Source organism: Bifidobacterium sp. UTCIF-39 (assembly GCF_006408715.1).
GTDB lineage: Bacteria > Actinomycetota > Actinomycetes > Actinomycetales > Bifidobacteriaceae > Galliscardovia > Galliscardovia tissieri.
On the sequence record NZ_JEOG01000012.1, the window covers coordinates 42,808 to 63,515 of the forward strand.

Genomic DNA, 20,708 nt, shown 5'->3' on the forward strand with positions numbered 1-20,708 from the left:
CCCCTTTCACCGACGCATAGCCACATTAGCAATACAACAAAGCAACTCGGTATCTCTACATGTCAAAGAATATTATCATTTTATAACATGTCACATTAAAGATATGCTATGCAAGCTTGATGGCACGGTAGCGCACCATACTTCCAAAATAAAAGCAAGTAGCATTACTTGCATAACCGCCACGATAGGTGCTCCAGAACCAATTCCCTCCCCACTTTGCCTGATAGTAAATCTGACCATAACGCTTGCCTGGGCACACAGCGGAGACCCCAGTTCCATTGTCAATATCGGAACCAGATCGATATGTTCCACTTCCTCTCCAACACACATAAGAAGATGCAACATTGGAATATACAGTGAGTACCTTGTAATCAGTGGAACTGCAGTCAGATTGATATGGCGTACGCGCCTTACTTGCATATTTTGGATTTCGCCATTCAACCCTAACTCGCAAAGATGTATCCGACTTAATATCTCCTTCGAACCAAGGATCTTCCTTGGTATTAGCAGTAGACAAATCAGAATCAGGACCAGCCATATTCAAAGATTCGCTAGTAACGATAACTCCCTTTTCAATCATCTCAACATTGCCTTCATTAGTCTCGGCAGCCCAAGTCTCTGGAGAAGTCACCATAGAGAAAACTATCAACACAGCAACCAAAGCACCGATAAACAACAAAAGCTTTCGATAAACTTTCTTTTGAATTTGGAACTTCATCTCTAAACCCTTTCTCACAGTAGGCTATTTCCGTAATAATGCTATATCCAGATCACCTCTTTTCATAGCAGTCAACATTTGTTGACACATTAAAAAAACAGATAACATAATATATAATTACATCAACATTACAAATTGGAGACAATATGAAAATCTTAGCAGCAATACTCATCGGCATCATACTGTCAAACACCCCCACCATTACAGCGCAAGTCATGAACACAAATACAACCGGATCAACTTACGAAACGAGAGCTATCTGCCCTCCATTTCACATACCGTTTCACCATTGCCATAAACATTAAGAAATAACTAAGAAACAGGAATTTCAATATAGGTCATCCAATAATTATTTTCTATCCAGGAAAAGACTACACCCCCCACTAAGGCAACCCTTTTCTTGACAATAGTAAGACCAATACCTCCTCGCAAATCATTACGATCAAAAATAGAGTTCTTAGAAATAAAGATAATTTTCCTATCCGAAAAAACAATTCTAGAGAAGAATACTCTATTATTAGGATCGCTATATTTAGCGATATTAATACAAATTTCTTTAATAGCAAAAACCATAGTATGGATTATTTCATTTTCAACCAAACTCACCTCCCCTTCAATAAGAAACTCCCCAGAAAAACCCAAATCCTTTAAATAATGATCACAAGTTTCTACAGCCTCCCATAAAGATTTTTTCTCAGAGTTATCCTCAGCATCAAGATCACCACGCATCAATCTAATAGCGTCATGAACACTTTCTAAACTTCTCAACGAAACATCATGTATAGACTTTAAATTACTGGAAACACTTCTTTTATCCTCCCAAAAATCACCGTTTTCGGACAAAAGCACAATATACGTTAAATCACTTGCAATCGAATCATGTAACAGCTCTGACATTCTCTCCGAACGAGCATGATTAATATTATTTCCAGACAGTATTTCTATTTTATTTTCAAGATATGAAACCATCGCGTGTTTACGTTTTAATTTAAAAACTACGCCAATAAGCACCGCACAGATTAAATAAATAGATTCAGTAAAAATAAAAATACAAATATCTCCCCTCGGTTCATACAGCCAATAGCCAATACAATCAAAGGACAAAACAACAATAGATAAAGGAATACCCACCAATAGATATTCAGAAAAAGCCAGATATCCGATTGCAAAAATCAAACCAAAGATCTGCATCAACGAATACACATCCGGAAGCAGTGAAGAAATGCAGTAAAGAACTACAACCGAGCAGCAAGCAAACTTGGTTGAAAATAAAAAACAAAGAAGTAGTATCGTGTGAAGCACACCAAAAGAGAAATCTACCATTTCCTGGGATTGTGATATATTTCAATACAATATTGAATCAATGTTACAGCGACCAGAAATAATAGAAATAAATGAACACCTTTTCTTTGCGACAAAGAGGTCAACTTACACACAATACGATCCACAATTTTAACTTTCTCGCGACATCCATTTCACTATAGCTTGACTTAGATTCTTTGCCCCCAATTTTTTCACAGCCCGGCGTGCATGAGTTCTTATAGTCACAGATTTTACCTTTTTCATTCTAGCTATTTCTTCAAATGAATAACCTTCGGAATTCAAACGCAAAACATCATGTTCTTCCGTACCTAATACTTTAGGCTTATTACCCTCGTCATTATCATTCGCAATTCTGTTATGCGCCACAATTGCAGAATCGAACTCAACTTCCACTTCTTCCATACGCAATGCATCGCCACTAGCCACATTGATTACGGCTTCAGAAATTGATGAAATATCACTCTTCCTGACAATCCCTTGCGCACCAGAATCACTTGCAAGAGACGCATAATATTCTATAGGAAAAGAGGTAATTGCGAGAAGCGACGGACTCGATCCATTTTTTCGAATTTTCCTACATAATTCTTCACCATTCATTTCGGACATCGACATATCAACCAACAAAACATCCGGCCAATTTGCCTCAACGCAACAATGTAAGATCGCCTCTTTAGCAGATGAAGTACACCATAATACTTCCACCCTTGGATCCTTTTTTAGGATAGCGCAAAGTACAGGTAAAACCAAATCATCATTGTCAACTACAGCAACCGAAACGTGTTTACGCTCTCTCAAACAGGATGATTTATCTGATTTTATAGAATCCATAAAAACCTACCTTCACTTTATGATATCACAAATACGGCTTTCCCATGAACTCGTTAACGGATGTTGACAGCTTAATGTTAGTACATGCAACAAACTTCACGTCAACAAATGACGACTTTAAAAGATAACTCCAACATTTAGTACATCATGAAATAGTACCAACATTCAATACGAGCAAGGAGGCTTGCAATGTCTGATCCTATGGTACTGAAAACTCAACATTGGTTGAATAACACGTACGGAGGAGATTCTCGCTACAATCGCATTATCGAGGACGGCAATACCGGATGGAATACTATCAATGCCTTGATTCGAGCATTACAAATCGAATTAGGGCTTTCCTCCACAGCCGACAATTTCGGAGACGAAACCAAGAAAGCCTACTCAAAGGCACCACTACAAATGACCACTGGAGAAACAAACAACAAGTTTGCGATTCTACAGGGAGCCCTCTGGTGCAAGGGATACAATCCAGGACATGCGGGAACTGATGACGCCATTGACAATCGATTCGACGCACCAGTGGCCGCCGCGGTGAAGGAGCTCAAATCCGATGCTGGGCTCATCAACCCAAATTCCATCGTTACCACGAACTTCATGAAGGCATTACTCTCCATGGACCAGTTCAAACTGCTTAGCTCATATGGGGGAAAACCAGCAATCCGCTCTTATCAGCAAAAGATTAATCAGAGATATGAAGACTATACCGGCATCATACCTTGTGACGGCGTATATACGCGAAGCACTAATCATGCCGCGATTCTTGCACTGCAAGCAATGGAAGGCATGCCTTTGTCCAAGGCAAATGGATACGTTGGCAACCAGACCAAACTTCACTGCCCTAATCTGCCATACGCAGGAGCACAGACCAATTATACGGGACGCGCATATACTCCATCGGAAATTGCTAGTTTCACTGAATTACTGAACTTCTATTTATACGTGAATGGTTATGGAGATGGCAATCTCGCACTCAGTCTGTCACCGGCGAATATCATGGCATTCCAAAAACATTGCGCCCTACCGCAGACAGGAAAAGCAGACCTTTCAACTTGGCTTTCTTTATTGGTTAGCTATGGTGACCAAACACGAGAAGCCCACGCATGTGATACTCGTTTTGAAATCACCGCACGGAATCTAATGATTTTGAAAATGAATCACTACCAAAATGTAGGTCGATACATTATTGGAGGTGATTTCAAGGAGCTAAGAACCGGAGAACCTGAAAAAATCATCGCCGGAGGATTACACTTCTTCCCTATTTACCAAGATGTCGGCCGTGACGCCTCAGCCTTCACCTCGACCCGAGGCGCTTCTGATGCAGCAAGTGCAATGACAGCAGCCTCGAAGCACAGTATCCCTCAAGGCTCCGTAATTTACTTTGCTGTTGATTATGATGCTCTGGACACAGATGTGACCAGAAATATCCTTCCTTATTTCCGAGCTGTAAAAAACAATCTTACCGGCTACAGGGTTGGCATCTACGGTGCCCGCAACGTATGTCAGAGAGTTATTGATCAGGGCTATGCACAGCAATGCTTCGTCAGCGATATGTCTTCCGGTTTTAGCGGCAACATGGGATATCGTCTACCGGATAATTGGGCCTACGACCAGATCGCAAACCTTCATGTTTCCTATGATGGTAAGGAATTAGAAATTGACAAAGTAGTCTCCTCTGGACTAGATGTCGGCGTGAAAGACACGGTTCGCTCGCAAGATTATATTGCTCCTGACCCTTTGACATCCACCGATCCATGGGAATGCTGCATAAACACCTACGAAGACCGGATCCCAATTCATTCGGAACCAAATCTCCAAAGTGCCGTAATCGGCTTTATTCCAACAAACTCGTTCTACTATCGTAATGGCAATATGGCAGGACGCCCTCCCTACGAGAATCTGTCAAACACTCCGGATAACACTCATGAAGTGCGGTTTCTAAACGGACTTGGCAACGTCTCAACGGGTTATTATTGCGGTTCCACGACCATTGGTAGTACCATCTTAGAACCTTGGTATAACGCACAAAAACCATTCATCGCATTGAACTCTACCGGCTCCACATTAGAAGATGCAGACACTCGCACCGAGGTCATTTACGGAAATCGTATGCGAGTCTTCACATTACAACGAAATCTCGATTGGGGAACCGGATGGGAAGACAATGCCGGACGGCATACCTGGAGGCAAGGGGTCCTTCCTGTCGGGACCAAGGTCGCCATTCCTGCCAAGCGAAACGACGAATCCGACATGAGAATGTGGAGAAACTATCTTCCTGTGGTCTATTGGGGCGACGCATCGGGATGGGCCACGTTCCCAACCAATGAGTCATTCTCGCCAAAGGCGGATACGATTCTTATTGATGCCGGATTGCAATACGGAGACTCACCGTCAACGCGAGCATTGTGGTAGTTTGTTCACTTTCAAGTGCAATCCCCATCGACGAATTCGCTCAGAACAATGCGTCCTGGGCGAATTCGTCGTCGGGGGTGGTGGGGTCGTTGCCGCCGCCTGACTCCGCGGAGAGTGTGTCGTATGCCATCGCCGTCGGGCTGAACGCATCCGGACCGTTGGCGGCCAGATGGGCGGCGGCATCGTCGGAGGCCTCGCGCAGCTGGGAGTCGAGCATCACCGCGTCGGGCGAGACGAGGAACGCACGATCGTTGAGGCCATGCAGATACAGACCGTCCAGGGATTCGACTCGGGAAAGCGCCACATACCCCATGCCGGGCGCGAATGTGCGCCGCAGATCCATCACGGCACGGTCGAGCGTCATGCCCTGCGATTTGTGGATCGTAATGCCCCACGCGCACCGCAACGGCACCTGACTGACGGAGGCGAGCACCTTCTCGCCGTCCATCATCTCCCAGTCGGCCGGTTTCATGGTCACGATATTGCCGTTCTCGAATCGTACGATCGGCCAGCCGCCCTTGTCGTCATCGGCGAATCCAATCACCGTGCCGATCGAACCGTTGACGTACTGCCGATCCTGATCATTGCGCAACGCCATCACCGCGGCACCGGTCTTCAGCAGCAGGTGCTCCGGCGCAAGCATGTTCTTTTTCAGTCGTTCCACCAGCTGCGCACTGCCGGCCGACGTGGCGTGGTACGCGTGCGGCTCCTCGTCGATCTCATCCAGCCGCATGGCGTTGAGCGAATCGGCCTGACGGTTCGTGGGAAACAGGTTCGTCGCCACCACGCCGGGATCGGGCATCATGCCGATACGCCCGGCCAGCGTGGCACGATCGACGTCGGTCACGCCACCGTCACGGATATCGGTGAGCACAGTAAGCAACTGACCATCGTCCTGACGATGCTGTTCAGTCAGATAGCAGATCGTGGGGGCAAGCGCCTCCCACACCAGCGATTCGGTGACGAATCCCTCCGGATCCAGTCCGCGCCGCGCATACTCCTCGCGTGAGCGCAGAAACTCCTCGGTGGGCGCCACCACGTCGTTATTGCGTCCCGAGCGGCTCACCGGCGGCAGCTGGAAGAAATCGCCGGACAGCACCACCTGCAGTCCGCCGAACGGTCTCGGATCATGCCGCAGTTCCCGGCAGACGCGGTCGACCATGTCGAACAGCCAGGCGTGCATCATCGACACTTCGTCGATCACCAGAATGTCGGTGGCGTCGATGGCCTTGCGTCGGCGGGTGCGGATGCGTTTGAGCGTAGCCTCCTCAAGGGATGTGCTCACGCCGACGCCGCTCCACGAGTGAATGGTCTGACCGTTGATATGCGTGGAGGCGATGCCGGTGGACGCGGTGACCGCCACCGAGGCTCCCGCCTTGCGTGCCGCGGCGACGAATTCGTTGAGCACGTAGGTCTTGCCGGCACCAGGCGCACCGGTGAGAAACACGTTGGCACCGGCGTTGAGAATGGCGAGGGCTTCGGATTGCAGCATAGGACGTATGGTACCCGTCGGCCGGGTCAGCGTCGTCGAGTCCGGTGAATCGGCATCTCCTCCGGATGACATAGTCATCATCCGTATCGTCAGCAACGGGGGCAGCCCTATGCCGCCGCAACGTTTACAACGCCTACAGCGCCCTGTAGATCGCCTCCACGTCCGCCGGGGTGACGGACCGCGGATTGACGGCGATGTTGCCGGACGCCATGGCGTCGTGGGTCATGCGGTCCACCACCGCAAGGAATGCCGGGCGATCCACGCCGGCGGCCTCCAACGAATCGGGGATGCCGATCTCGCCCAGCAGCGAGCGGATCTCGTAGATGAAATCGTCGGTGCCGTCGTATTCGACATCCGGGAACAGCGCCTCATGCATGAGCTCGTACTGCCCCTTGTCGGCGAGCGCGTTGAATTCGAGCACGCTGGGCAGCAGCAGACCGTTGGCTTCGCCGTGCGCTACATGGAAGAACGCAGAGATCGGGTGGCTCATGGCGTGCACGAGTCCGAGTCGGGTGGATTCGAAGGCGATGCCGGCCATGGTGGCGGCAACCATCATGCCACGGGCCGCTTCGGCGTCGTCGCGACGGGCGGTGAAGCGCTTGAGGTACTTGCCGATCAGTCGTAGCGCCTCGAGCGAGTACATGCCAGAGAATGTGCTGTCGACGGTGTTGGTGAACGATTCGATGGCGTGCACCATGGCGTCGGTGCCGCATGCGGCGGCCACTCGTGCGGGGACGGTGGCGAGCACGCCGGGGTCGAGGATCGCGTAGGCGGGCAGCAGCAGTTTGCTGCCGACGGTGAGCTTGTAGTTACGGGCCTCGTCGGTGATCACGGAGAACGACGTGACCTCGCTGCCCGTGCCGGCCGTGGTGGGGATGGCGATGAACGGTACGATCGGGCCGGGCACGGTGTTCATGCCTTCGTAGTCGCCGATCTCGCCGCCGAATTTGGCGACGACGCCCACGGCCTTGGCCACGTCGAGCGAGGAACCGCCGCCGATGGCGATGATGGAGTCGCAGCCGTTGTCCTTGAACAGCGCGACGGCCTCATCCACGCACACCGCGGTGGGGTTGGGCTTCACGTCGGTGAACATGACGTGCTTGATGCCGGCCTCATCCAATGATCCGGCGGCCTGCTTGGCGAGCGGGGCGTTGGCCAGGAACGGGTCGGCGATGATCAGCGTATTCGTCATCTTCAGTTCGCCGGCGTAGGTGCCGAGTCGGCTCACGCCGCCGTAGTCGACGATGATGTTCTGTGGTACGGAAAACTTGAGCATGATGGTCCCTTCAATCTGCGGCGTCGTCGCCACGGTTTCCAGCATAGACCGGCGCCGACGGCGAGACAAGCAACGTCGACGCCGGCGGTATCGTCACTCCTTGCCGGCGGCCACGGCGTTCACGGAATCGGCGAGGATTTCGAGGGCCTGATCCACCTGCTTCTTCGTGACGATCAGCGGCGGGATGCAACGGATGATGCTGTCGCCGATGGCGGTGGTAAGCAGTCCGCGCTTCAGGGCCGCGTGCTTGATATCAACGGCGTTGACCGTGCCGTCGAATTCAAAGCCGACAAGCAGACCGCGGCCACGGCTCTCCTTGATGTGCGGCAGGCTCTTGCCCTGTTCGATGAAGTATGCGCCGATCTCGGCGGCATGCTCCGGCAGCTTGCGGCTGACGATCTCGTCGACTTCGGCGAGCGCGGCCGCGGTGCACATCGGCGAACCGCCGAACGTGGTGCCGTGCGTGCCTGGGGTCAGGGATGCGGCGATCGGATCCTTGGTGACCATGGCACCGATCGGGACGCCGCCGCCGAGGCCCTTGGCCATGGTGAAGATGTCGGGTTCCACGCCGTAGCCCTGCCACGCGAACAGCGATCCGGTGCGTCCCCAGCCGGTCTGCACCTCGTCGAAGATGAGTAGCAGTCCGTTGTCGTCGCACAGCTTACGCAACCCTTCGAGGAATTCCTGCGTGGCGGGGTGCACGCCGCCCTCGCCCTGCACGGGCTCCACCATGATGGCGATGGTGTTGTCGGTGATCTTGGCCTTGAAGTCATCCAGATTGTTGAACTCGGCGTAGGCGAAGCCTGGGGTCATCTGGCCGAAGCCGTCCTGTGCGAGCGATCCGGGCTGTCCGGTGGCGGCAAGCGCGCCGAACGTGCGGCCGTGGAAGGAATGCAGGGCGGAGAGGATCTCGTACTTGTGCGGCCCGAAGTGGTCGATGCCGTACTTGCGGGCGAGCTTGATGGCCACCTCGTTGGCCTCGGTGCCGGAGTTCTGGTAGAAGATCTTGTCGAATCCGGCGAGGTCGCACACCTTCTTGGCGAGCAGCGCCTGCGGGATGGTGTACGGATAGTTGAACGTGTGCATGATGTCGCCCACCTGATCGCGGACGGCGGCCACCACCTTGGGGTTGCAGTTGCCGGCGTTGTTCACGGCGATGCCGCCGTAGAAGTCGAGATAGGCGTTGCCGTCAGGATCGTAGATGTACATGCCCTCGGCTCGCTCGGCGACGAAGTCATAGCGTTCGTACGTTTCGATCATGTACTTCTTGACGAGCCCCTTGAGCTCGTCTTGGGTGAGTCCCGTTTCCGCAAGCTTCATCTCATGCTCCTTGTCTCCATGGCGCTGTCCCGACCTCGCGCGCGATGATTCACGAGCGGTCTGCTGGAGGTGCCGTACTGTTGCTGTACGGCTCAGACTCTATGGTTCTCGTGTTTCCCTCGGCATGTGGTTGTGTGACGCATGCATGACGGCATGATGGCGGATTGTCCAACGAGCGACAGTCGAATGGACATATGATCCACGACTGACCCACGACTCGTTCATGCGGATGTCACGAGGTCGGAACATCGGAATGATGGATCGGCGATCCGTCGAGATGCTGCAACTGCAATTGCGCCCACATGAGCGTGCGGACGGGCAGCAGTTTGGATGCCGCGAAAATGACCTTGGCTGGCAGTCCCGGCAGCGACAGCGATCTGCCGTGGAACAGGTCGGCGATGATGCGACGGACCACGGCATCCGCGTCCATGATGCCAAAGAAGTTGGTGAAGGCGGGTCGCTGTGCTCCACCACGTTGATCGCCGCTTCGACCGCCGCGTTTGCCGCCACGGTTGCCGTTCCCCTGAGCCCGGTCGATGAACTCGGTGCGCACCCAGTACGGGCAGGCCGCAGTGACCCTGATGCCTCGATGGGCGAGTTCGCGACCGAGCGCACGCGACCAGCTGACCATGAATGCCTTGGTGGCCGCATACACGTTGATGTACGGACAGGGCAGAAATCCGCTGATCGAGCACAGGTTCATCACGCGGGCACCGGCGCGCATATATGGCAGACTGTGCGTGGTGATGGCGATCGGCGCCTTGATGTTGAGATCGACCATGTTCAGATGCGCGTGCAATGACACCTCTTCGAAATGGTCCATGCGACCGAATCCGGCGCAGTTGGCAAGAATCGTGATATTCGGCCGCTCCTCGACGAGCAGTTGCCGATAGGCGTCGATATCGTCGGGATTCGTCAGGTCCAGCGCCAACGGACGAACCGGAATCGGCACTGCGTTCTTCAACGCTTCGAGCCGTTCGATTCGTCGTGCGATCACCCAGATCTCGTCGGCCGCCACCCTGCCGACCGACGCCCAGTATGCGATCTGATGGGTGAATTCTCGTCCCATACCACTCGACGCACCGGTGACGACGATGATGTTCTTGTTCTTCATGGCAAGATCTCTTCTCTTTCCCGGATTGCAGTCGTCCGCAATACCACACCGTTCTCACACTGCTATCACAGTGCCATCACACTGCCAGTCAGACAATCCACATCCATTCCACGGCACCAAATACTGGGCATTGCCCAAATACCATACACCCGCCCTCCTTAGTGTGATCACACTAAAAAAGGCGGGTGTTGGAATTTCAACGTTTTGGAGACCTGAACGCTAGTGTGAGGCTCACACTAACAGCAGGACTCACACTAGCAGGCGCAGATGGCCTTGGTCTGCTCCACGTTGCGCTTGAGCTCCTCGACCAGCGCCTCGGCGGAGTCGAAGTGGATCTGCGGGCGCAGGAACTCCACGAATTCGGCGCGCACGGTGTGATCGTACAGATCAAGCCACTGCGCGTTGCCGTCGGCATCGACCGGGGCGATCGCGTACGCCTCGAGCACACGCGCCTCAGGTTCGCCGAACGTCACCTTGGTGCCGATGGAGATGGCGGACGCGTACCGGCGCTCCTCGCCCGTCTGCGGATCGGTGTCGATCAGCCATCCGGCATACACACCGTCGGCGGGCATGGTGCCGTGCACGTCCTTGGCCACGTTCGCGGTGGGAAATCCGAGCGTGCGTCCACGCTGCTTGCCTCCGACTACCACGCCTTCCACGGCATGCGGACGGCCCAGAATCTCGGACGCCGCCCTTACTTCGCCCTGCGACAGCAGGAATCGCACATACGACGAACTCCACGCGCGCACCAGACGGTTCGGCGTCTTCTTGCTCAGCGCACGTCGTTCGGCCTTGGTCAGTCCGGAGTCGGGATCGTTCACGCGGATCAGCGCCTCGGCGGCCTCGTGGGAATCGTTCAGCGGGATGCGCACCTCACCGGGACCGCGGTCGTCGACCACATCCACCTGAAACATGCGCGTGGCCTGTGCGATCGAATCGATGGCCTTCACATCGCCGGCGCGACCAGCACCCATACGACCGTCCTTGCCCATGACCAGCGTGTGCAGACCGATCTTGCCGACCATCTGACCGAGGAAGTACTGGTACGACTTGGAGCCGAACTCGAGCGTGTACCGCACCACGAGCGCGTGTTCGATGCCGGTCTCCTCGATGAGTTTGAGACGACGATCGATGCCGGTGAGGGCTTCGGGATCCGGATATTCCTGATCGTTGGGCAGTTCCTGACCGTCGTGCGCCGCCGCATAGTCATGCACGACGGACGGGCGCGGATCGAACACGATGGCCACGGAGATGGCACCATAGCTCTTGGCCAGATCGCCCGTGCGCCTGAGCACCGCCTGATGGCCCTTGTGCACGCCGTCGAAGCTGCCGACGGCCACGATGGATCGCTTGTTCTGTCCGAACGGCGGCCAGGCCAGCACGCCTTCGGTGTCGGGGATCAGTGTGGTGATCTTCATGGTTCCTCGTTCCGTATTGCCATAATTGCCTCGCGCCCGACATTGCGGTTTCACGTGGCACATTTCACGCTGCGTGTTTCACACGCGTCCTGTTTCCGATGTTCCAGCTTACGATAACGGCTCGGCAGCCGCTGTCACCGCTTCCGCAGACGCCGCGGGGAACACGACGGACGGCTTGGACTGACGAGAGTTGGCCCGTTCCACGATGGCGACGAGATCGTTCCCTGCGATGGCCGCCGTGGGCTCTGCGACCACATGATCGATACGGCGTCCGAATCGCAGTTCCTTCGCCTCATCGTCGGTGATGTCCAGATGCGGTAGGGTCAGTCGTGCGGCCTGCGGCATGCCGATCACCCTGGTGAGCAATGCGGTGCGACGATCATCGACGACCGTCGTTGCCTGATCGTTCGGCACGTCGAGGATCGCCTTGGCACGGGTGACCGTCTCGCCATCGCGATTGGTGAAGGTACGGTTTTCAGTGTGAGCCGTGACCACATTCGATGCCGTGACGTCGAAGGAGCCGACCCTGACGCGACGCAGACGGGTCAGGTGCCCACCGACGCCGAGCACACGACCAAGATCACGGGCCAACGCGCGGATATATGTACCGGACGAACAGGTGACACGCACGGCAAGATCAAGATGCGGGCCGTACGCGACTGCATCGTCGTTCACGCTGCCTGTATTCACACTGTCCGTATTCGCACTGCCTGGAATATCACAATCAAGCACGGTGAAGGCGTGGATGGTGACCGGCCGTGCCTCGAGCTCCACGTCCTTGCCTTCCCGAGCCAGATCGTAGGCGCGCTGACCGTGGATCTTGATGGCGGAGAACGTGCTGGGCACCTGTTCGATGCGACCGAGGAATCGCTCAGCGATCGTCCGCTCGACGTCGTCCCTCGTCAGTGCACGCAATCGCACGGCAACGTCCTCCTGCGACGGCACGGAATCCGATGCGGCAGTCAGATCACGAGAATCGGCGGGGGCACTCCCCCACGGGAGGATATCGCCGTCGGCGTCGTCGGTGGTGGTGCGCTGGCCGAGGCGGATCGTGGCCTCGTAGGTCTTGTCCGCGCCCACGATGTAGTTGAGCAGTCGCGTGGCATATCCGAATCCGACGATCAGCACGCCGGTGGCCATCGGATCGAGTGTGCCGGCATGGCCCACACGACGCATGTGCAGGGCGCCACGTACTGCGGCGACCACGTCATGGCTGGTCACCCCCTGCGGTTTGTCGATCACGAGGATGCCGGAGACGTCCGGCGCTTTCGGAGAACGCGATGCCACTATCAGTCCTTTTGTTTATAAAGTGCAGTGTATTGCAGTATGTTGCCGTATTGCGTATTGCCGTTGCGGTCTGCAACGGCCGTCATGCGACCGTATGGAATACGCCGACCGGCTCCCCGTGATCATCGGACTCGGAATGATCACGACAATCGAGGGGAGCCGGTTCGGTGTTGCTCCTACTCAGGCCATGACATCAGGCCATGAAATGGGCGTCGGCCTCGGGAGTCTCGTCGTTGGACTCGTCAGTACCGTCCGTATCGATGTCGTCGTCGATGTCGTCCGTGTCATCGAAATCGTCGTTCTTCGGCTCGTCATGACGGTACGGATCGGCATCGCCGGCGTACTGCGCAGTTTCACGTGCCTTGGCGAGTTCGGCGTCGCGCTTCAACGCAACGGTGAGGATGTCCTCGATCTCGGTGGCCTCGGACGGCACGTCATCGTACTTGAATTCCAGTACGGGGGTGAGGCGCAGACCGGCCTTGTGACCCACATGGGAACGCAGACGACCCTTGGCCTGATTGAGCGCCTGGGCGGCGCGGCGACGCTGGCCCTTCTCCTTGCCGTCGTCGCCCAGCTGGGTCCAGAAGATGCGTGCGATCTGCATATCGTTGGTCACACGCACGTCGGTGATGGTGACGCCCGCGAGGCGGGGATCGTGCAGCTCACGCTCGAGGGACTGAGCGACCACGCGCTTGATCAGTCCCGCGATGCGTACTGCGCGAGGATTGGTTCCGGACATAATGTCCCTTTCTTTGTCAACAGGATGAACAGATAAAATGAGCTCCCCTGCGGAGGGGAGCTGTTCATGCGAACGATTCGAATCCGGAAACAAACGTGTGCGGTGATGCCGGACCGACGTCACCGCACTGCTTGGATCATGTTGGATCACGTTCGCGGGACGGCTCACCCTGCGAGGGGGAGCCTGTGAAACACTGCTGGCCTACTGGCGTGCGATCTCGCGCATCTCGAAGGTCTCGATGATATCGCCTTCCTGGATGTCGTTGAAGTCGCCCAGGTTGATACCGGCCTCGTAGCCTTCCTTGACGGAAGTGACGTCGTCCTTGAAACGACGCAGCGAGGAGATCTCCAGATCGTTGACCGTGGCCACGCCGTTGCGCAGAATACGGCACTTCGTACCGCGCTTGACCTCGCCGTCCTGCACCATGACGCCGGCGATGTTGCCGAACTTGGAGGAACGGAAGATCTCGCGGATCTCGGAGTGGGAGGTGACGACCTCTTCGTATTCCGGCTTGAGCATGCCCTTGAGGGATGCTTCCACATCCTCGATGGCCTTGTAGATGATCGAGTAGTACTTGATCTCCACGCCCTCGCGCTCGGCAAGGTCGGCCACCTGACGGTTCGGACGCACGTTGAAGCCGATGATCACTGCCTTGTCGACCGTGGCCAGGTTCACATCGTTCTGCGTGATGGCACCCACACCGCGGTGGATGACCTGGATGCCGACCTCGTCGGACACCTCGATCTTCATCAGGGAGTCTTCCAGCGCCTCCACGGAACCGGAGGAATCGCCCTTGATGACGATGTTGAGCATGTCGATCTCGGACTTGGCGAACTGCTCCTTGAGACTCTCAAGCGAGACGACCTTGCGGCGCTTGGCCAGCTGGGCGGCGCGCTCGGTGGCCTGACGCTTCTCGGCGATCTGACGGGCAGTGCGATCGTCCGGCGCGACCAGGAACAGGTCGCCGGCGGTCGGCACGGAGGTGAGACCGAGCACCTGCACAGGAGTGGAGGGCGCGGCTTCCTTCATCTGCTTGCCGTTCTCATCGAGCATGGCGCGGACGCGGCCGTACGAGGTGCTGGCCACGATGGCGTCGCCCACGTGGAGCGTACCCTGCTGCACGAGCACGGTGGCCACGGCACCGCGACCCTTGTCGAGTCGGGCTTCCACGGTGGCACCGCGGGCGTCCATATCCGGGTTGGCGCGCAGGTCCAGCGTGGCGTCGGCCGTGAGCAGCACGGCTTCGAGAAGCTTGTCCACGTTGATGTTCTGCTTGGCGGAGATGTCGACGAACATGGTGTCGCCGCCGTACTCTTCCGGCACCAGACCGAACTCGGTGAGCTGACCGCGCACCTTCTCGGGGTTGGCACCCGGCTTATCGATCTTGTTCACGGCCACGACGATCGGCACGTTGGCCGCCTGCGCGTGGTTGATGGCCTCCACGGTCTGCGGCATCACACCATCATCGGCGGCGACCACGAGGATCGCGACGTCGGTGAGCTCGGCACCACGGGCACGCATGGCGGTGAACGCCTCGTGGCCAGGGGTATCGAGGAAGGTGAGCTTGCGGTGCTCGCCGTTCAGGTCCACGGACACCTGGTAGGCACCGATGCGCTGCGTGATACCACCGGCCTCGCCGGCGATGACGTTGGTCTTGCGGATCGTATCGAGCAGTCGGGTCTTACCGTGATCGACGTGGCCCATGACGGTGACCACCGGCGGACGGGGCTTGAGGTCCTTGTCGTCCTGCAGCTCTTCCTCGTCGAGGTCGATGTCGAACTGCTGCAGCAGCTCCTTGTCCTCTTCCTCGGCGGAGACGATCTTGATGTTCCAGCCGATCTCCTCGCCCAGGATCTGGAACGTGGACTCGTCGAGCGACTGCGTGGCCGTGGCCATCTCGCCCAGATGGAACAGCACGGTGACCAGCGAAGCCGCATTGACGCTGATCTTCTCGGCGAGATCAGACAGGGAGGCACCCTGACGCAGCTTGATGGTCTGTCCGTTGCCGGAGGGGATGCGCACGCCGCCGATGACAGGTGCCTTCATCTCCTCGAACTCATGCCTCCTTGCGCGACGTGCCTTACGTGCCTTGGAGGAACGGCTGCCCTGACGACCGAAGGCACCTGCGGCACCGCCACGGCCGCCACGGCCTCCGCGACCGCCGCTCTGCTGAGGACCATTGGTCGGAGTACCGTTACCGGCACCCGGACGCGGAGAGCCACCGCCGAAACGGCTGCCACCCGGACGCGGAGTACCGTTGCCGGCACCCTGACCGGGACGGCTGTGACCCCACTGATTCGGCCTGCCCTGACCGCCGCGGGGACGACCGCCCGGAGTAGGCCTGCCGCCACCCTGACCGGGACGACCGCCACGACGGTTGCTGTTCACCGTGGGGCGGGCCATCGGATGCGGACGCGGGATATCACCCGGAGTGGGCACACTCATGCCCTGCTTGCGGCTGAACGGATTGTTGCCCGGACGAGGACCTGGAGTAGGAGCCGCAGAACGCTGCTCGCCGGCACCGGTGCTGCCGCCCGGCTGCGCGCCGCCATGGGGACGCGGACCACGCGGGTTCTGCGGACGCCCCTGCTGCGGGCGGCCGCCATGATTCTGCTGGGAGTGCTGGGAACCACCACGACGATCGCCGGGATGTGGAGCAGCGCCACGACCGCCCTGCGGACGGGGACGGGCACCACCGCGATGATCACCGGGGGTCGGCGCGTGTCCAGCGGAACGCGGCGACGGCGACGGAGCCGGACTCGCTGCGTGAGGCTTCGGAGCGGCGGACGCCGACGGAGCATGCGGAACCGCAGGCTTGGCGGTCGCACGCGGGGCGGGATGAGGGGTGGCGGGACGTTCTTCGCCGGAACGGACCGGCTTCTTCGCCATCGGCTTCGGGGTCGGCTTGGCATGAGGCTTGGCCGACGTCTTATCGGACTTCTCTCCGGAAGGCTGGAACGCAGCCTTGAGTTTGCGCACCACAGGCGCTTCCACGGTAGACGAGGCCGACTTCACGAACTCGTCCATTTCCTTGAGCTTGTCAAGGACTGTCTTGCTGTCAACACCAAACTGCTTGGCTAATTCATATACGCGTGCTTTGGGCACCAATATCTCCTATTCCCGACCGCGCATATGGTGTTTCGCGCGATCAATGATCACTGATGGTGAACATGTCCTGTCTCATCGTGCGACCATGGTTGTGTTACCTCGTTCTTTGCTGAAAGAAGGCATACTGCACCCTCTGGTTCAGTTACCGCTGCAAGCATACTCAGCCCTATGGATTGCAACGGCGGTGAAAAACGCCGATGTGTCGTGTATGCGGATGGGACCGGACACCGTCTGATTGCAACGGTCATCCGATCCCATGTGCACGGTCATCGCGATCGATCAGTCCTGAAGCAATCAGAAGCAATCAGTCCTGAACACCAGTTCCGGGAAACCCATTCCCGATCATTCGACCGCGCTCGATCGTCATTCGATCAGTGCTGGTCCTGCTCGGCCTTCTTGGCGCGGGACTCCTCGGACTCGATACCGATCTTCCAGCCGGTGAGCTTGGCGGCAAGACGAGCGTTCTGGCCTTCCTTGCCGATCGCCAGCGACAGCTGATCATCATGAATAAACGCGATCGCCGTCTTGTTCTTCTCACTCACGACCTGCACCTCGGTGGCGTGTGCCGGAGACAGTGCCGCGGCGACGAACTGCGCCGGATCCGACGACCAGTCGACGATATCGATCTTCTCCTGGCCCAGGTTCTCCATCACCGCACGAACACGGGAACCGCCGGGGCCGATCAGCGCGCCCTTCGGATTCACACCCTGCGCGTTGGCGCGCACCGCGATCTTGGTACGGGCACCGGCCTCACGCGCGATCGACATGATCGACACCGCGCCGCTGGCCAGCTCCGGAACCTCACGCTCGAACAGACGACGGACCAGCTCCGGGTGGGAGCGGGACACGATGATCTCCGGTCCCTTAAGTCCACGAGCCACGTTCACCACGTACACGCGCAGACGCTCACCGTGACGGTAGCGCTCGCCCGGCACCTGTTCACGACGGGGCAGGATCGCCTCCACGTCACCCACGGCCACATGCACGTTGGCCGGATCCTTCGCATCCTGCTGCACGATGCCGGTGATCAGATTGCCCTTCTGTCCGGAGAACGCACCGAACACCTTCTCGTCGGCGGCACGGCGGAACAGCTGGGTAATGACCTGACGAGCGGTCGCGGCGGCAAGACGGCCGAAATCGCGGGGGGTGTCGTCGTACTCCTCACCCAGCTGGGGAGCGGGATGGGGGTTGTCTTCCGTGGGTTCCTGAGGAATCTCGTCCTGGGCCCAGACCGTGAACGATCCGGCGCGGGCGTCGAGTTCCACGCGGGCGTGCTTTGCCGCATGAGGGGTTTTCAGGTAAGCGAGACGCAGAGCTTCTGCCAGTGCGTTATCCAGAGTCTCGGCATCTATTCCCTGCTCAGCAGCGAGCTGATGCATTCCTGCCAAGTCCAATTCCATGCCCAAGACCTCCCATATGAAGTTATAGCGGGCACCCTGCCCGCGAAATGGTCTGCAACGGCTATTAGTGTAACGTTTCATGCAGACACTATGCGCCCACGGCGAATTCAGAAACGGGGTTGATCGCAACGACGGGCGCGGCGTATGGAGTCGCCGCACGGCGATCATCACGGTATTCATGTCATTCGTATCGTTGTTGTACTGCGTCAGTCTGCTTGGCATCCCCGTCTCCCCCGCCGCTGCCGCGGTGCCCGGCATCAGCGGACGCGGGACGGACGAATCCGATCTCAGTACATGCGAGCGCGCGCTGTCTCTCGGGTTCGGCGATCTGGAACGGTACCAGTCGGCATTGCCGTCGTATCTTCGTCTGTTCTCGGCCGTTGACGCGCAGTCACGTTGGCATACGGCCGCGGTGGAATGCCCGCAACGATTCGCGGAGGGCACCGTGCGTAGTGCTCTGGCCGACGATGCCGCGCGCGCATTGGCCGATCGCACGGGAATCACCAGTGTTGTCTCCTCATCATCGGCATCCGTGGATGACGATCTGACGTTGCATGTGGATGCCACGACCGCCGCCGCGCTGTCGTTGGCCGAGGATCGCGCCGGATTCGCGTTCGAGATTCTCGCCTCCCGTCACAACGCGGACGCCACGTTGTACCATCTCAGCGATCAGCGCAAATCGAATGCGCAGGTGCTGGCCACCGTCGTCAAGCAGGAATCCGATCCCCGGCAGAAGATCTATGCAGTGGATTCACTGATCGCCAATCCCGACGAAACAACCGATCCGACCAACGGTCTCAAGGCGCCCACCGCGGCGATTGTGGAAATGAACTGCGCGTTGGAACAGCTTGACGCAGTAAGTGCAACGAACGGTACGAACGCTACGGAATCGAACGCGGCGAGTGCCAGCTCATCGTCATCATCGGACAGCACGACGACCCGCACCGACACGGAAATCCATGATCTCTCCGTAATCTCATCCCTCATCGCCGCGCATATCACCACGGCCATCGATCTCGGCTATCCCGCCATGGAAACCGCCCTGCTGCACTAACGAATTCCAGGCCTTACGATACCGGTCTGGGTATAACCATGTCATGAAGACCCTCGATATCGGTTCCTCGTGACATGGTTATACCCAGATATCCGGTTTTACCCAGACTTGGTTTTCCCCAGACTTATTGGGGAGAGTGAAAAACTAAAAAGGGTTTCAGGTAAGAACCTGAAACCCTGTGGGCGGATAAGGCGAGATTCGAACTCGCGGAGGGGGTTGCCCTCACACGCTTTCGAGGCGTGCTCCTTCGACCGCTCGGACACTTATCCATCGTTGCCCGTAAAAGACAACTTGACTAGTATGCCACGTTTTACGAATAATGCAAAATCATCGTCATATCGAAGTGTCGTACGGCGATCCGTATGCACTACACCGTCGCGCCACGCAACCGCCACGTCACACATGCGGCCCCTGCTCATGCACGGACGCGTTGACCCACTGCTCCTGCTTCACGTTATTACCGGAGAAGATGCCGATGTCGAGCATGCAATCGCGATAGTCACGACCGTGCGCGATGGTGATGTAATTGTCGTCGACCATGCGGTTGTGCGTGGGGTCAAGACCGATCCACCGGTTCTTGTGATACACCTCGATCCATGCGTGCGTCGCGCCCTCACCGCCCAGCAGTCCGGCGATGTAGCGGGCGGTAAGTCCCACGTGCCGGCATACGGACAGCATCACATGCGCGTAATCCTGACACACGCCCTTGCCCTGGGCGAGCGCCTCCTCGGCGGTGGTGCGCACTGTGGTGGATTTGGGCGTGTACGTGAACGCCTTATACACCTCGTCCATCACCACCTGCGCAACGGCGACCGGAGATCCGGAATTGTATTCGGTACGCAGACGGTCCTTGCAGCGTTCGGTCAGCGCCTTGATGGCGGGACCGGGAATGGTGAGCGCGGAATCGAATCGGTACAACGGCTTGTACACTTCCGGCTTGGTGTTGTCGTTGTCGACGAATGCGATGCCGGTCACCCGATAGTTGAAGCAGGTATGCGGTTCGGGAATGAACCCGGTCATGACCACGGAATCGAAGGAATCGATGGCGGTCTCCGCCTCCACATGTGGTTCGATGACGACCTTGGTATCGACCACTTGCTGGCGAGGACCTGTAGCGGGGATGCACCTGAGTTGGAAACGATGATCGGTCACGGGCGAGCTGAACGACAGCTTCATCTCGTAATCAAAATACAGTTTCTTCACCGATATCTCTCCTTGG

The 20,708-nt window shown here is 57.0% G+C and carries 15 protein-coding genes and 1 tRNA gene; 2 read left to right on the forward strand and 14 right to left on the reverse strand.

What is annotated here, in order from left to right; genetic code table 11:
* Positions 1-106: 106 nt before the first annotated feature.
* From EP30_RS06570 to EP30_RS06580, 3 genes are all read right to left on the reverse strand, one after another.
* Positions 107-718, reverse strand: coding sequence for a hypothetical protein (locus tag EP30_RS06570; protein ID WP_140557160.1), 612 nt, complete (start codon positions 716-718; stop codon positions 107-109).
* 312 nt (positions 719-1,030) lie between these two features.
* Entirely contained in the window at positions 1,031-1,912 is an 882-nt protein-coding gene (locus tag EP30_RS06575) for a sensor histidine kinase (protein WP_140557163.1), read from the reverse strand.
* Positions 1,913-2,170: 258 nt separating this feature from the next.
* Positions 2,171-2,869 carry a response regulator transcription factor gene (locus EP30_RS06580; RefSeq protein WP_140557165.1) on the reverse strand — a complete coding sequence of 233 codons (699 nt, stop codon included), beginning with the start codon at positions 2,867-2,869 and terminating at the stop codon, positions 2,171-2,173.
* A 189-nt stretch (positions 2,870-3,058) separates the two neighbouring features.
* On the opposite strand from EP30_RS06580, the gene EP30_RS06585 reads away from it, so the two are divergent.
* Positions 3,059-5,281 carry a glycoside hydrolase domain-containing protein gene (locus tag EP30_RS06585; RefSeq protein WP_094662448.1) on the forward strand — a complete coding sequence of 741 codons (2,223 nt, stop codon included), beginning with the start codon at positions 3,059-3,061 and terminating at the stop codon, positions 5,279-5,281.
* Between the two features lie 40 nt (positions 5,282-5,321).
* Here EP30_RS06585 and EP30_RS06590 read toward each other — a convergent pair whose 3' ends face one another.
* The 9 genes from EP30_RS06590 to nusA all read right to left on the reverse strand — a co-directional run bounded on the left by EP30_RS06590 (position 5,322) and on the right by nusA (position 18,435).
* Positions 5,322-6,773, reverse strand: coding sequence for a PIF1 family ATP-dependent DNA helicase (locus tag EP30_RS06590; protein ID WP_140557168.1), 1,452 nt, complete (start codon positions 6,771-6,773; stop codon positions 5,322-5,324).
* Between the two features lie 133 nt (positions 6,774-6,906).
* Positions 6,907-8,049: an iron-containing alcohol dehydrogenase gene (locus EP30_RS06595; protein WP_140557171.1), complete on the reverse strand. Its 1,143-nt coding sequence runs from the start codon at positions 8,047-8,049 to the stop codon at positions 6,907-6,909.
* A gap of 93 nt (positions 8,050-8,142) precedes the next feature.
* A complete protein-coding gene (locus EP30_RS06600) occupies positions 8,143-9,369 on the reverse strand; it encodes an aspartate aminotransferase family protein (RefSeq protein ID WP_094662444.1) in 1,227 nt (408 codons plus the stop codon).
* A 232-nt stretch (positions 9,370-9,601) separates the two neighbouring features.
* On the reverse strand, positions 9,602-10,483 hold the full coding sequence (locus tag EP30_RS06605) for an SDR family oxidoreductase (RefSeq protein WP_140557174.1): 882 nt from the start codon (positions 10,481-10,483) through the stop codon (positions 9,602-9,604).
* A 254-nt stretch (positions 10,484-10,737) separates the two neighbouring features.
* The gene (locus EP30_RS06610; RefSeq protein WP_140557177.1) at positions 10,738-11,901 is read right to left on the reverse strand and encodes a riboflavin kinase; all 1,164 of its coding nucleotides are present in this window, start codon (positions 11,899-11,901) and stop codon (positions 10,738-10,740) included.
* A gap of 108 nt (positions 11,902-12,009) precedes the next feature.
* Positions 12,010-13,188 (reverse strand): tRNA pseudouridine(55) synthase TruB, encoded by a 1,179-nt coding sequence (locus tag EP30_RS06615; RefSeq protein ID WP_258185404.1) that lies wholly within the window; start codon positions 13,186-13,188, stop codon positions 12,010-12,012.
* A gap of 193 nt (positions 13,189-13,381) precedes the next feature.
* Positions 13,382-13,927, reverse strand: coding sequence for a 30S ribosome-binding factor RbfA (gene rbfA / locus EP30_RS06620; protein ID WP_140557179.1), 546 nt, complete (start codon positions 13,925-13,927; stop codon positions 13,382-13,384).
* A gap of 201 nt (positions 13,928-14,128) precedes the next feature.
* On the reverse strand, positions 14,129-17,032 hold the full coding sequence (gene infB, locus EP30_RS06625) for a translation initiation factor IF-2 (protein ID WP_140557182.1): 2,904 nt from the start codon (positions 17,030-17,032) through the stop codon (positions 14,129-14,131).
* Positions 17,033-17,406: 374 nt separating this feature from the next.
* Positions 17,407-18,435, reverse strand: coding sequence for a transcription termination factor NusA (nusA, locus tag EP30_RS06630; RefSeq protein ID WP_094662434.1), 1,029 nt, complete (start codon positions 18,433-18,435; stop codon positions 17,407-17,409).
* 178 nt (positions 18,436-18,613) lie between these two features.
* Here nusA and EP30_RS06635 point away from each other — a divergent pair, with 178 nt between their 5' ends.
* Positions 18,614-19,489: a hypothetical protein gene (locus EP30_RS06635; protein WP_140557184.1), complete on the forward strand. Its 876-nt coding sequence runs from the start codon at positions 18,614-18,616 to the stop codon at positions 19,487-19,489.
* Between the two features lie 183 nt (positions 19,490-19,672).
* Here the strand turns inward: EP30_RS06635 and EP30_RS06640 are convergent.
* Both EP30_RS06640 and EP30_RS06645 read right to left on the reverse strand, forming a co-directional pair.
* A tRNA-Ser gene (locus EP30_RS06640) sits at positions 19,673-19,758 on the reverse strand.
* A gap of 127 nt (positions 19,759-19,885) precedes the next feature.
* Entirely contained in the window at positions 19,886-20,692 is an 807-nt protein-coding gene (locus EP30_RS06645; RefSeq protein ID WP_094662430.1) for a transglutaminase family protein, read from the reverse strand.
* Positions 20,693-20,708 lie beyond the last annotated feature (16 nt).